We start from the raw sequence: 12,682 nt of genomic DNA on the forward strand, positions 1-12,682 counted from the left end.
GGTCAAAAATCGGCTGGCCCCCTCCCGGCCGGGGCCGGTCGCGACTCAGCGTTCGCGCTCCACCCGGGTCACGTCCCAGACCGGCTCCGACGACTCGTACACCCGGCCGTCCGCCCCGAACACCAGGAAGCGGTCGAAGGTCCTGGCGAACCAGCGGTCGTGGGTGACGCACAGCACGGTGCCCTCGAAGGCCTCCAGGCCGGTCTGCAGGGCCTCGGCGCTCTCCAGGTCCAGGTTGTCGGTCGGCTCGTCGAGCAACAGGGCCGTCACACCGGAGAGTTCGAGCTTGAGGATCATCAGCCGGGCCTGCTGCCCGCCGGACAGCGACTCGAACTTCTGCTCCTCCTGGCGGTCCAGCTCGTAGCGGCGCAGCGCCCCCATCGCGGCGCCGCGGCTGAGCGCGTGCTCCTCCTCGACGATCGACCGCACGGTGCGGCCGAACAGCTCCGGGTGGGCGTGGGTCTGCCGGAAGTGGCCGGGTACGACCCGGGCGCCGAGCTTCCAGTCCCCGGTGTGCCCGACCGTCGTGTCACCGGCCAGCAGCCGCAGCAGGTGCGACTTGCCGGCGCCGTTGGCGCCCAGCACCGCGACCCGCTCGCCGTAGAAGACCTCCAGGTCGAAGGGCTGCATCAGGCCGGTGAGCTCCAGCTGCTCCAGGGTGAAGGCGCGCATGCCGGTGCGCCCGCCCTTGAGCCGCATGGTGATGCTCTGCTCGCGCGGGGGCTCCTCCGGGCGGCCGGCCTCCTCGAACTTCTTCAGCCGGGTCTGGGCGGCGGCGTAGCGGGTGGCGAGCGCGTGGCTGACGGAGGCCGCCTGACGCAGGGTGACGACCAGCTTCTTGAGCTTGGCGTGCTCCTCGTCCCAGCGCCGGCCCAGCTCCTCGAAGCGCGCGAAGCGGTCCTTGCGGGCCTCGTGGAAGCTGTCGAAGCCGCCGCCGTGCACCCAGACGCTGCTGCCGGCGGCGCCGGACTCGACGGCGATGATCTTGTCCGCGGTCTTCGAGAGCAGCTCGCGGTCGTGCGAGATGTACAGCACGGTCTTCGAGGTGGTCTTGATGGCCTCCTCCAGCCAGCGCTTGCCCGGGACGTCCAGGTAGTTGTCCGGCTCGTCGAGCAGCAGCACCTCCTCCGGGCCGCGCAGCAGCGCCTCCAGGACGAGCCGCTTCTGCTCGCCGCCGGAGAGGGTGTTCAGGCCCCGCCACTGGGCCTTGTCGAACGGCACCCCGAGGGCCGCCGTGGTGCAGACGTCCCAGTCCGTCTCGTAGTCGTAGCCGCCGACGTCGGCCCAGTCGGAGAGCGCCTGGGCGTAGGCCATCTGTGTCTTCTCGTCGTCCTGCGCGATCATCGCCAGCTCGGCGGCGTCCACCGCGCGGGCGGCCTTGGCGATCCGCTCGGGGGCGACCGACACCAGCAGGTCGCGCACCGAGGCGTCGGCCGGCAGCGCGCCCGGGGTGGACGACTGGTCCTCGCGGCCGGTGGTGCCGACGAACTGGCGCATCACGCCGAGCCCGCCGCTGATCGTCACCGAGCCGCCGTGCGGCTGGATGTCCCCCGCGATCATGCGCAGCAGGGTGGTCTTGCCGGCGCCGTTGGCACCGACCAGGGCGACCGCGGCGCCCTCTCCGACCCGGAAGGACGCGTCGTCGAACAACACGCGCCCGTCCGGCAGGTAGTACTCCAGGTGCGAAATCTCGACGTGTCCCATGGGAGCGATTCTCCCAAGCGGACGCGCCGGGCCAAAACGGATTACCCGACAGCCGGCTGCCCGGGCAGGGTCCGCATCCGCCGGGCCGCCCGGTTGCGCTCGGCCAGCTGGTCGTCCGGCGGGTAGCCGACCTCCTCCAGCGTGAGCCCGTACGGCCGGATCACGTTGACGGCGGAGTTGCGCACCCCGCCCGCCAGCACCTCGCCGGGGAACTCCACCGGCCGGTGCCCGTCGCCGACCAGCAACATCGCACCGACCAGCGCCCGGACCATGTTGTGGCAGAAGGCGTCGGCCCGGACGGTGGCGACCGCGAGCGAGCCCTCCTGGGCGGCGTAGGAGTCCACCGGGACGCGGTCCCAGTGCAGCTCCAGCAGGGTGCGGATGGTGGTGGCGCCCTCGCGCTTCTTGCAGTACGCGGCGAAGTCGTGCTCGCCGAGCAGCAGCTTCGCGGCGGCGTTCATCCGGTCCACGTCCAGCGGGCGGTCGTGCCAGAGCACGTGGCCGCGCAGCAGCGGGTCCACCCCGCCGGGGTGGTCGGCGACGCGGTACGCGTACCGGCGCCAGACCGCCGAGAAGCGGGCGTCGAACCCGGCCGGCGCCTCGCCGACCCGGTAGATCCGGACGTCCCCGGGCAGCCGGCCCGCCAGCCGGCGCAGCAGCTTCTCCCGGTGCGCCGCCCACAGCTCGGCCGGCAGGTCGACGTGGGCGACCTGGCCGCGGGCGTGCACCCCGGCATCGGTGCGGCCGGCCACCGTCAGCGGAAACAGTTCGGGGCTGCGGGTGACGATCTGCAGCGCGGTCTCGATCTCCTCCTGGACCGTCCGGCGGCCGCCCTTCTGGCGGGCCCAGCCGGAGAACTCGGCGCCCTGGTAGGCGAGGTCGAGCCGGACCCGGACGTACCCGTCGGCCGGGCCGTCCTTCACCGGCGGCTGCTCGGCGCAATCGTTGACCACTGCTTCTCACATCTCCCGGGGATGAGGAACGGGCCCGCTCCCCCACTGCTGGGGAAACGGGCCCGCGGAACACCTAGAGGCGTCAGGCCTGCTCGGCGGCCTCGGCCTCGTCGGCCTTGGTCTCGACGGCAGCGGCCTCGTCGGCCTCCTTGACGGCGCGCTTGGTGGCGGCCTCGGCCTCGCCGACGGCGGTCTGCGCGACGGTCAGCGCCTCGACCAGCTCGATCACGGCCATCGGGGCGTTGTCGCCACGACGGGGACCGATCTTGGTGATACGGGTGTAGCCACCCGGGCGGTTCTCGTAGCGCGGCGCGATCTCGGTGAAGAGGGTGTGCAGCACCGAGATGTCGGTGATGGTCTTGCGCACCAGGCGACGGTTGTGGATGTCGCCCTTCTTCGCCTTGGTGATCAGCTTCTCCGCCAGCGGGCGCATCCGACGGGCCTTGGCCTCGGTCGTGGTGATGCGGCCGTACTGGAACAGCTCCCGGCACAGACCGGCGAGCAGCAGCGGCTCGTGGTGCGGGCCGCCGCCGAGGCGGGCACCCTTGGTGGGACGCGGCATGGATTTCTCCTTGGATCTCCGACTACGGCCGTATCAGGTACCGCAGCGGGCGTACGGGCACTGTTGCCCGTACGACTTTCACGACGACGGGGGCGGCTCCGTGGAACCGCCCCCGCGGCCAATTCTCTTAGTACTGCTCGGTCTCGGCGAAGTGCGAGTCGTCGAGGTCGTCGGCGCCGAAGGCGTCGGCGGCAGCGGTCGGGTCGAACCCGGGCGGGCTGTCCTTGAGGGCCAGGCCCATGCCGGCCAGCTTCGCCTTGACCTCGTCGATCGACTTCGCACCGAAGTTGCGGATGTCGAGCAGGTCGGCCTCGGAGCGGGCGACGAGCTCACCCACGGTGTGGATGCCCTCGCGCTTGAGGCAGTTGTAGGAGCGGACGGTGAGCTCCAGCTCCTCGATCGGCAGCGCCAGGTCGGCGGCCAGGGCGGCGTCCGTCGGGGACGGGCCCATGTCGATGCCCTCGGCGTCGATGTTCAGCTCGCGGGCGAGACCGAACAGCTCGACCAGGGTCTTGCCGGCCGAGGCCATGGCGTCGCGCGGACGCATGGCGGGCTTGGTCTCGACGTCGACGATCAGCTTGTCGAAGTCGGTCCGCTGCTCGACACGGGTGGCCTCGACCTTGTAGGTGACCTTCAGCACGGGGCTGTAGATCGAGTCGACCGGGATGCGGCCGATCTCCTGGCCGGAGGCCTTGTTCTGGACGGCGGAGACGTAGCCGCGACCGCGCTCGACGGTCAGCTCCATCTCCAGCTTGCCCTTGCCGTTCAGCGTGGCGAGGACCAGCTCGGGGTTGTGCACCTCGACACCCGCCGGCGGGGCGATGTCGGCGGCGGTGACGACACCCGGGCCCTGCTTGCGCAGGTACATCACGACCGGCTCGTCGTGCTCCGAGGAGACGACCAGCTGCTTGATGTTGAGGATGAGGTCGGTCACGTCCTCCTTGACGCCCGGCACGGTGGTGAACTCGTGCAGGACGCCGTCGACGCGGATGCTGGTGACAGCGGCACCCGGGATCGACGACAGGAGCGTGCGGCGCAGGGAGTTGCCGAGGGTGTAGCCGAAGCCCGGCTCCAGCGGCTCGATCACGAACCGGGAGCGGAACTCGTCGACGACCTCTTCGGTCAGCGAGGGACGCTGAGCGATAAGCATGGGGGAAATCCTCCGGTTGTCTTCGGCACCCACTATTTGATGCCGACAGGACCAAGCGTACGGGCTCCCGTGGAAAACGGGAGCCCGTACGAGGTTTAAAACATCACCCGCGTGCCCGAAGGCGCTGCGTCAGACGCGGCGGCGCTTCGGCGGACGGCAGCCGTTGTGCGGGGTGGGGGTGACGTCCTGGATCGAGCCGACCTCCAGGCCGGTGGCCTGGAGCGAACGGATCGCGGTCTCGCGGCCGGAGCCCGGACCCTTCACGAAGACGTCAACCTTGCGCATGCCGTGCTCCTGCGCGCGACGGGCAGCGGCCTCGGCGGCCATCTGCGCGGCGAACGGGGTGGACTTGCGCGAGCCCTTGAAGCCGACGTGGCCGGCGGAGGCCCAGGAGATCACGTTGCCCGCGGGGTCGGTGATCGAAACGATGGTGTTGTTGAACGTGCTCTTGATGTGCGCGTGGCCGTGAGCGACGTTCTTCTTTTCCTTGCGGCGGATCTTCTTCGCGCCGGCAGCCTGACGACCCTTGGGGGGCATAAGTCTGTTCTCCTACTGAGGTGGTCGGTCCGCTGACCCGCGGGCCGGAGGGATGTCCGGTTACGGGACGGACTACTTCTTGCCCGGCTTCTTCTTACCGGCGATCGCGCGACGCGGGCCCTTGCGGGTACGCGCGTTGGTGTGGGTGCGCTGGCCGCGGACCGGCAGGCCACGGCGGTGACGCAGACCCTCGTAGCAGCCGATCTCGACCTTGCGGCGGATGTCGGCGGCCACCTCACGGCGGAGGTCACCCTCGACCGTGTAGTTGGCGTCGATGTACTGACCCAGCTTGACCAGGTCGTCCTCGGTGATGTCGCGGACGCGGACGTCCGGGTTCACACCGGTCTCGGCCAGGGTCTGCTGGGCGCGGGTACGGCCGATGCCGTACACGTAGGTGAGGGCGATCTCGATCCGCTTCTCACGGGGGAGATCAACGCCGGCGAGGCGTGCCATTCAAGGCTCCTGTGCTTTTTCAGAGGTCTTGCGTGCTGCCTACTCCGACACCTCACGGTGAGGGAGCCCCGGCCTCTGACCGGGGGTGGCAGTCCGTTCCGGACGGAACGGATCGGGCAGCCCGCTTATGACGTTTTCGCGTCGCGCGAAGTACTACGAGAAATGCTGGGGAGAGATCAGCCCTGGCGCTGCTTGTGGCGCAGGTTGTCGCAGATCACCATGACCCGGCCGTGACGGCGGATCACCTTGCACTTGTCGCAGATCTTCTTGACGCTCGGCTTGACCTTCATGTTCAGGTTCTCCGGGTCTAGATCTGACGTTCTTACTTGTAGCGGTAGACGATCCGCCCGCGCGTGAGGTCGTAGGGGCTGAGCTCCACGACGACCCGGTCGTCCGGCAGGATGCGGATGTAGTGCATGCGCATCTTGCCACTGATGTGCGCGAGGACCTTGTGACCGTTCTGCAGCTCGACCTTGAACATCGCGTTCGGCAGAGACTCGATCACGGTGCCCTCGATCTCAATGGCGCCTTGCTTCTTAGCCATGAACTGCGAGATCCACCTTCCGGGACCGGCTACCGTATGCGGAACGCTCGTGCGAACCTGGGTTCACCCCTCCCCCGGGGGGAAGAGGGCGCGCTGAAGCACGCTACGAGTGAGCCGACGGTCCATCCTACGCCAGCGCGCCCGACGGACCAAAACGGGGGCCCCGGAAAGCGGTCACCGTCACACCCGTCGCGTCAGGCCTTGGCGAGGACCACCAGCGGCTCGACGTGGGCGGTGCAGGCCGAGCAGCGGCGGGCGGCCTCGGGGATCTCGGTCAGGCACTCGGGGCAGGGACGCTTCGGCGTCTTCGGCTTCTTCGGCATGTAGCGCGCGGTCGCCTTGGTGATCGGCAGCACCACGCAGAAGTACAGCACCGCGGCGGTCATGAAGAACGCGATCAGCACGTTGAGGAACTGCCCGTACGGGAAGGTCACCCCCGCGATGTGCGCCTTGTACGAGCTGAAGTCGCCGGCCGCACCGACCACCACGCCCACCAGTGGGGTGAGGAAGGCGGACACGAAGCCGGTCACCACCGCGGTGAACGCGGCACCGATGACCACACCGACCGCCATGTCGACGACGTTGCCGCGCATCATGAAGTCGCGGAATCCCTTGAGCACGTACTCTCTCCTGCTCGCTCGTGAGCCACTACAGACCCTGCCAGCCGATAAAAATAGGACAAAAGCCCTGGAGGTCCAAACCTCCAGGGCTCTGATCCCTTGTCAGCAGCGGCAGTTGGGCGCCGTGGCGACTACGCGAGGGGGTCCGGAGCTGCGGTGATGCCCAGCTTGGCCAGCTCGGCCCGGCCGCCGTCGAAGGCGGTCAGCACCAGCGGGCCCTGCTCGGTGACGGCCACCGAGTGCTCCCAGTGCGAGGCCCAGGTGCCGTCGTTGGTGACGACCGTCCACTCGTCGTCCAGCACGGTGGTGTGCGGGGTGCCGAGCGAGACCATCGGCTCGATCGCGAGCACGGTGCCGGGGACCAGCTTCGGGCCCTTGCCGCGGCCGCGCTCGACGTAGTTCAGCACGTGCGGCTCCATGTGCATCGCGGTGCCGATGCCGTGACCGCCGTAGCCCTCGGTGATGCCCCACTTGCCCTTCGGCGGCAGCGGCTGGCGACGGATGAAGCCCTCGATCGCCTTGGAGACGTCCACCAGGCGGTTGTTCTTCTTCATCTGGGCGATGCCGGCCCACATCGAGCCCTCGGTGACCCGGCTCAGCATCTCGACCTCCGGGCGGACCTCGCCGACCGCCACCGTGATGGCCGAGTCGCCGTGCCAGCCGTCCAGGATGGCGCCGCAGTCGATCGAGATGACGTCACCCTCCTGGAGCACCCGCTCGCCGGGGATGCCGTGCACCACCTCGTTGTTCACCGAGGCGCAGATCACGCCCGGGAACCAGAGCCCGCCGTGGTGGGCCCGGAAGTTCGAGGTGGCACCGTGGCCGGTGATGACCTTGTCCGCGACGTCGTTGAGCTCCTGGGTGGTCACCCCGGGGACGACCGCCTCGCGACAGGCCTTCAGGGCCTCGGCGACGACCAGCCCGGCCGCTCGCATCTTCGCGATCTGCTCGGGGGTCTTGATCTCCACCATCTGGTCACGCCTTCCAAGTCCGGATTACCACTGCTACCACCGTACGACGCCGAAACGGCCGGGCCACCCGCGAGGGGCGGGCGACCCGGCCGTACCGTCGTACGTTCGCCGAGAGACTCAGCTGTCCTGCTTCAGCGCCTCGATGGCGCGGGTGGTGACCTCGTCCACCTTGCCGAGGGCCGGGATGGTCACCAGCAGCCCCTGCTCCTTGTAGTAGCCGATGATCGGCTCGGTCTCCGTGTGGTAGACCTCCAGGCGGGTGCGCACCGCTGCCTCGGTGTCGTCCGAGCGCTGGTAGAGCTCGCCACCGCACTCGTCGCAGACACCCTCCTCCTTCGGGGGGTTGTACGCGACGTGGAACACGTGGCTGCCGTTCTTGCGGCACAGGCGACGGCCCGCGATCCGCTTGACGACCTCGTCCTCGGGGACCTCCAGGTCCAGGACGCCGTCCAGCTTGATGCCCTTCTCGGCGAGAAACTCGTCGAGAGCCTCGGCCTGGCCCAGGTTGCGGGGGAAGCCGTCGAGCAGGAAGCCGTTCTCGGCGTCCGCCTGGAGCATGCGGTCCTTGGCCATCCCGATGGTGACCTCGTCCGGCACCAGGCGGCCGGCGTCCATGTAGCCCTTGGCCTCGAGCCCCAGCGGGGTGCCCTGGCCGATGTTGGCACGGAACAGGTCGCCGGTGGAGATGTGCGGGATGGACAGGGTCTTGGCGAGCAGGTGCGCCTGAGTACCCTTCCCGGCCCCGGGAGGACCAACGAGGACGATACGCATCAGCGGAGGAACCCTTCGTAATTGCGCTGCTGGAGCTGGCTCTCGATCTGCTTCACAGTTTCGAGTCCGACGCCGACGACGATGAGCACGCTGGTGCCGCCGAACGGGAAGTTGGTCTGCTGTCCGAAGGCGACCAGGGCGATCATCGGGATCAACGCGATCAGGCCCAGGTAGAGCGAACCCGGCCACGTGATACGGGTCAGCACGTAGTTCAGGTACTCGGCCGTCGGTCGGCCGGCCCGGATACCCGGGATGAACCCACCATACTTCTTCATGTTGTCGGCAACTTCTTCGGGGTTGAAGGAGATGGCGACGTAGAAGAACGCGAAGAAGACGATCAGCAGGAAGTAGGTGGCCATGTAGATCGGGTGGTCACCCTTGACGAAGTTCGTCCGGATCCACGTGGCCCAGCCTGCCTGGCTGTTGGTCAGCTGGACCACCAGGGCGGGGATGTACAGCAGCGACGAGGCGAAGATGACCGGGATGACACCGGCCTGGTTCACCTTGAGCGGGATGTAGGTCGAGGTCCCGCCGAACGCGCGGCGCCCGATCATCCGCTTCGCGTACTGGACCGGGATCCGGCGCTGGGCCTGCTCGACGAAGATGACCAGCATCACGACGATGACGCCGACCGCGACCACGGAGAGGAACTCGACCCAGCCGCCGCCGATGGTGCCGGACTGCTTGATCGCCCACATCGAGGACGGGAACTGGGCCGCGATCGAGGTGAAGATCAGCAGCGACATGCCGTTGCCGATGCCGCGGTCGGTGATCAGCTCGCCGAGCCACATGATGACCGTCGTGCCGGCGGTCATGGTGAGCACCATGACGGCGATCCGGAACACGCCGGTGTCCGGGACGATCTGGTTGGCCAGCGGGCAGCCGGAGAACAGCGCACCGCTGGAGGCCGTCGCCACGATGCCGGTGCCCTGGAGCACGGCGAGCGCGATGGTCAGGTAGCGGGTGTACTGGGTGATCTTGGCCTGGCCGGCCTGTCCCTCCTTCTTCAGCATCTCCAGTCGCGGGATCACGACGGTGAGGAGCTGGAGGATGATGCTCGCCGTGATGTACGGCATGATGCCGAGGGCGAAGATCGTCAGCTGGAGGAGCGCGCCACCGCTGAACAGGTTGACGAGTCCGAAGAGGCCGCTGTTCTTGGTCTCCTTCACGCACTCGTTCACGGCCGTGAAGCTCACGCCCGGGATCGGGATGTGCGAGCCCAGGCGGAACAGCACCATGATGCCCAGCGTGAACAGCAGCTTCTTGCGCAGGTCGGGCGTCTGGAACGCCCGCGCGAACGCACTGAGCACGGTGCCTCCTGCGCCTCCCGCGCGTCGTCGGCGGGAGGGTCGGTCCTGAATGGGGAGTTTGGCGGTTCGGGCTCCCGTACAGACGGCACAGGCGAGCCTACGCGCAGCCTACAAGGGAACTCCACGGACTCTAACAGTGCGCAGCCACTCGGAAGAAGCGCGTACCACCCCTCCCCCACTCATGGGGTACGGGATGCCCGGGTTTGCCACACAAAAGAACGAGCGCCGTCCGGCCGGATATCCCCGGGAACGGCGCGAGCCCCGCACCTCCCGGAGGAGGTGCGGGGCTCGAAGCCGGTTGTCAGCGGGCTCAGACGAGCTCGGTGACCGTACCGCCGGCGGCGGTGATCTTCTCGGCGGCCGAGCCGGAGACGGCGTCGACCGTCACCTGCAGGGCAACCGAGATCTCGCCGGTGCCGAGCACCTTGACGAGGGAGTTCTTGCGAACCGCGCCCTTGGCGACCAGGTCCTCGACCGTGACCTCTCCACCCTGCGGGTAGAGCTCGGCCAGCTTGTCGAGGTTGACGACCTGGAAGGTGATCTTGAACGGGTTCTTGAAACCCTTCAGCTTCGGCAGGCGCATGTGGAGCGGCATCTGGCCACCCTCGAAGCGCTGCGGAACCTGGTAGCGGGCCTTCGTGCCCTTGGTACCACGACCAGCGGTCTTACCCTTGGAGCCCTCACCACGACCCACGCGGATCTTGTCGGTCTTGGCACCCGGGGCGGGACGCAGGTTGTGGATCTTGATCGGGTTGTCGCCCATGATCAGTCCACCTCCTCAACCGTCACCAGGTGACGGACCGTGTGGGCCATCCCGCGAATCTCGGGACGGTCCTCCTTGACCACCACGTCGTGCATGCGCTTGAGACCAAGCGAACGCAGGGTGTCACGGTGGTTCTGCTTGCTGCCGATGTACGACTTGGTCTGCGTGATCTTCAGGCGAGCCATCAGGCGCTCACCCCAGCAGCACGCGCCCGCAGCAGAGCGGCGGGGGCCACGTCCTCCAGCGGCAGACCACGACGGGCGGCGATCTCCTCGGGGCGCACGAGGCCCTTCAGAGCGGCCACGGTGGCGTGCACGATGTTGATCGCGTTGTCCGAGCCGAGCGACTTCGACAGGATGTCGTGGATGCCGGCGCACTCCAGGACGGCGCGCACCGGACCACCGGCGATAACACCGGTACCGGGGGCGGCGGGCTTCAGCAGCACGACGCCGGCGGCCTTCTCACCCTGGATCGGGTGCGGGATGGTGCCCTGGATACGGGGGACCTTGAAGAAGTTCTTCTTGGCCTCCTCAACACCCTTGGCGATGGCGGCCGGAACCTCCTTCGCCTTGCCGTAACCGACACCCACGGTGCCGTCACCGTCGCCCACCACGACCAGCGCGGTGAAGCTGAAGCGACGACCACCCTTGACAACCTTGGCGACACGGTTGATCGCGACGACGCGCTCGACGTAAGCGGTCTTCTCGACGGCGGGGGCGTTGCCCCGGTCGTCACGCTTACGGTCGCGCCGCTCGCCACCGCCGGTGCCACCGCCGGCGCCGCTACCGCGGCGCTGGGGTCCAGCCATTGGAATTACCTCTCTCGTTTACGTCCGTCGACAGAGTCGACGAGCGGCTTAGAAGTCGAGCCCGGCCTCGCGGGCCGCGTCCGCCAGGGCGGCGATGCGGCCGGCGTACCGGTTGCCCGCGCGGTCGAAGACGACCGACTCGATGCCGGCGGCCTTGGCGCGCTCGGCGACCAGGCTCCCGACCTTCTTGGCCAGCTCGGTCTTGTCGCCCTCGGCGCCCTTGATGGACACGTCGAGGGTGGACGCCGACGCCAGGGTGTGACCCTTGGCGTCGTCGATGACCTGGGCGACCATGTGACGGTTCGAGCGCGTCACGACGAGGCGCGGACGCACCTCGGTGCCGACGACGCGCTTGCGAACGCGGATCGCGCGGCGCTTGCGAGCGGCGCTCTTGTAGGCGTTGCCCTTGCCGATCTTGACAGAGACACTCATCGCTTACTTACCACTCTTTCCGACCTTGCGGCGGATGACCTCGCCCGCGTACTTGACACCCTTGGCCTTGTACGGGTCCGGCTTGCGCAGCTTGCGGATCTTCGCGGCGACCTCGCCGACCTTCTGCTTGTCGATGCCGTCCACGTGGAACTTGGTGGCCGACTCGACGACGAAGGAGATGCCCTCGGGCGCCTCGACGAGGATCGGGTGGCTGTAGCCCAGCTGGAACTCCATGTCGGAGCCCTTCGCCAGAACTCGGTAGCCGACACCGCTGATCTCCAGCGACTTGCGGTAGCCCGCGGTCACGCCGGTGATCATGTTCGCCACCAGCGTGCGGGTCAGGCCGTGCAGGGCCTTCGACTGACGCTCGTCGTTGGGGCGGGTGACAGCCAGAATGCCGTCCTCGCCCTTGCCGATCTCGATCGGCGCGGCGACGACGTGGGTGAGGGAGCCCTTCGGGCCCTTCACCGAGACCGTCTGGCCATCGATGGTGACGTCCACGCCAGCGGGGACCTGGATGGGCAGCCGTCCAATGCGCGACATTGCTGTACCTCCGTTTCCCGAATTACCAGACGTAGGCGAGAACTTCTCCGCCTACGCCCTTCTTGGCGGCCTGCTTGTCGGTCAGGAGGCCGGAGGACGTGGAGATGATCGCCACGCCCAGGCCGCCGAGAACCTTCGGCAGGTTGGTGGACTTTGCGTAAACACGCAGACCCGGCTTGCTGATGCGCTTGATGCCGGCAATGGAGCGCTCACGGTTGGGGCCGAACTTGAGCTCGATGGTCAGCTTCTTGCCGACCTCGCCCTCGACGGGCTCCTCAACCTTGTAGGAGGAGATGTACCCCTCCTGCTGCAGGATCTCGGCGACGTGCGCCTTGATCTTGCTGGCCGGCATCGCCACGGTGTCGTGGTACGCCGAGTTCGCGTTACGCAGACGCGTGAGCATGTCTGCGATGGGGTCGGTCATGGTCATGATGGCCTCAGGCCTCTCTCGCCGCGGTTTCTCCGCGCCAGGTCCCCCTTACGCACTCTTCCGAGTTCGTCAGGGGCACAAGCGCAGGGGACCTGCGACGTCGTAAGACTGGGTGCGAGCCCTCCCTTGAG

At 68.1% G+C, this 12,682-nt stretch carries 18 protein-coding genes; all 18 read right to left on the bottom strand.

Annotation, left to right across the window (positions count from 1 at the left end):
- Window positions 1-45: 45 nt before the first annotated feature.
- A complete protein-coding gene (locus tag ACIQOV_RS07670) occupies window positions 46-1,704 on the bottom strand; it encodes an ATP-binding cassette domain-containing protein (RefSeq protein ID WP_359897503.1) in 1,659 nt (552 codons plus the stop codon).
- Between the two features lie 41 nt (window positions 1,705-1,745).
- Window positions 1,746-2,657: a tRNA pseudouridine(38-40) synthase TruA gene (gene truA / locus ACIQOV_RS07675; protein ID WP_401046058.1), complete on the bottom strand. Its 912-nt coding sequence runs from the start codon at window positions 2,655-2,657 to the stop codon at window positions 1,746-1,748.
- Between the two features lie 82 nt (window positions 2,658-2,739).
- A complete protein-coding gene (gene rplQ, locus ACIQOV_RS07680; protein WP_359897505.1) occupies window positions 2,740-3,219 on the bottom strand; it encodes a 50S ribosomal protein L17 in 480 nt (159 codons plus the stop codon).
- A gap of 127 nt (window positions 3,220-3,346) precedes the next feature.
- The gene (locus ACIQOV_RS07685; RefSeq protein WP_360349481.1) at window positions 3,347-4,369 is read right to left on the bottom strand and encodes a DNA-directed RNA polymerase subunit alpha; all 1,023 of its coding nucleotides are present in this window, start codon (window positions 4,367-4,369) and stop codon (window positions 3,347-3,349) included.
- Window positions 4,370-4,498: 129 nt separating this feature from the next.
- Window positions 4,499-4,906 (bottom strand): 30S ribosomal protein S11, encoded by a 408-nt coding sequence (gene rpsK / locus ACIQOV_RS07690; protein WP_030232513.1) that lies wholly within the window; start codon window positions 4,904-4,906, stop codon window positions 4,499-4,501.
- Between the two features lie 72 nt (window positions 4,907-4,978).
- Window positions 4,979-5,359 (bottom strand): 30S ribosomal protein S13, encoded by a 381-nt coding sequence (rpsM, locus tag ACIQOV_RS07695; protein WP_350511311.1) that lies wholly within the window; start codon window positions 5,357-5,359, stop codon window positions 4,979-4,981.
- Between the two features lie 176 nt (window positions 5,360-5,535).
- Entirely contained in the window at window positions 5,536-5,649 is a 114-nt protein-coding gene (gene rpmJ / locus ACIQOV_RS07700; RefSeq protein WP_003956441.1) for a 50S ribosomal protein L36, read from the bottom strand.
- 32 nt (window positions 5,650-5,681) lie between these two features.
- Window positions 5,682-5,903, bottom strand: coding sequence for a translation initiation factor IF-1 (gene infA, locus ACIQOV_RS07705; RefSeq protein WP_003956442.1), 222 nt, complete (start codon window positions 5,901-5,903; stop codon window positions 5,682-5,684).
- A 194-nt stretch (window positions 5,904-6,097) separates the two neighbouring features.
- Window positions 6,098-6,523: a large conductance mechanosensitive channel protein MscL gene (gene mscL / locus ACIQOV_RS07710; RefSeq protein ID WP_401046061.1), complete on the bottom strand. Its 426-nt coding sequence runs from the start codon at window positions 6,521-6,523 to the stop codon at window positions 6,098-6,100.
- Window positions 6,524-6,654: 131 nt separating this feature from the next.
- Complete coding sequence (map, locus tag ACIQOV_RS07715) at window positions 6,655-7,494, bottom strand: type I methionyl aminopeptidase (protein WP_401046064.1); 840 nt, start codon at window positions 7,492-7,494, stop codon at window positions 6,655-6,657.
- Window positions 7,495-7,611: 117 nt separating this feature from the next.
- Entirely contained in the window at window positions 7,612-8,265 is a 654-nt protein-coding gene (locus tag ACIQOV_RS07720) for an adenylate kinase (protein ID WP_401046066.1), read from the bottom strand.
- Entirely contained in the window at window positions 8,265-9,575 is a 1,311-nt protein-coding gene (secY, locus tag ACIQOV_RS07725; protein WP_359820423.1) for a preprotein translocase subunit SecY, read from the bottom strand. Before secY ends, ACIQOV_RS07720 begins: the two co-directional genes overlap by 1 nt.
- Window positions 9,576-9,885: 310 nt before the next feature.
- Window positions 9,886-10,338 carry a 50S ribosomal protein L15 gene (gene rplO, locus ACIQOV_RS07730; RefSeq protein WP_255752515.1) on the bottom strand — a complete coding sequence of 151 codons (453 nt, stop codon included), beginning with the start codon at window positions 10,336-10,338 and terminating at the stop codon, window positions 9,886-9,888.
- Between the two features lie 2 nt (window positions 10,339-10,340).
- The gene (gene rpmD, locus ACIQOV_RS07735; RefSeq protein ID WP_030055835.1) at window positions 10,341-10,523 is read right to left on the bottom strand and encodes a 50S ribosomal protein L30; all 183 of its coding nucleotides are present in this window, start codon (window positions 10,521-10,523) and stop codon (window positions 10,341-10,343) included.
- Entirely contained in the window at window positions 10,523-11,146 is a 624-nt protein-coding gene (rpsE, locus tag ACIQOV_RS07740) for a 30S ribosomal protein S5 (RefSeq protein WP_030055834.1), read from the bottom strand. Before rpsE ends, rpmD begins: the two co-directional genes overlap by 1 nt.
- Before the next feature lie 48 nt (window positions 11,147-11,194).
- On the bottom strand, window positions 11,195-11,578 hold the full coding sequence (gene rplR, locus ACIQOV_RS07745) for a 50S ribosomal protein L18 (protein WP_030280785.1): 384 nt from the start codon (window positions 11,576-11,578) through the stop codon (window positions 11,195-11,197).
- A gap of 3 nt (window positions 11,579-11,581) precedes the next feature.
- Window positions 11,582-12,121 carry a 50S ribosomal protein L6 gene (gene rplF, locus ACIQOV_RS07750; RefSeq protein WP_030393304.1) on the bottom strand — a complete coding sequence of 180 codons (540 nt, stop codon included), beginning with the start codon at window positions 12,119-12,121 and terminating at the stop codon, window positions 11,582-11,584.
- Window positions 12,122-12,143: 22 nt separating this feature from the next.
- Complete coding sequence (gene rpsH, locus ACIQOV_RS07755; RefSeq protein WP_033824224.1) at window positions 12,144-12,551, bottom strand: 30S ribosomal protein S8; 408 nt, start codon at window positions 12,549-12,551, stop codon at window positions 12,144-12,146.
- Window positions 12,552-12,682 lie beyond the last annotated feature (131 nt).

The sequence above is a fragment of the Kitasatospora sp. NPDC091257 genome, from assembly GCF_044757675.1.
GTDB classification, from domain to species: Bacteria; Actinomycetota; Actinomycetes; order Streptomycetales; family Streptomycetaceae; genus Kitasatospora; species Kitasatospora lactacystinica.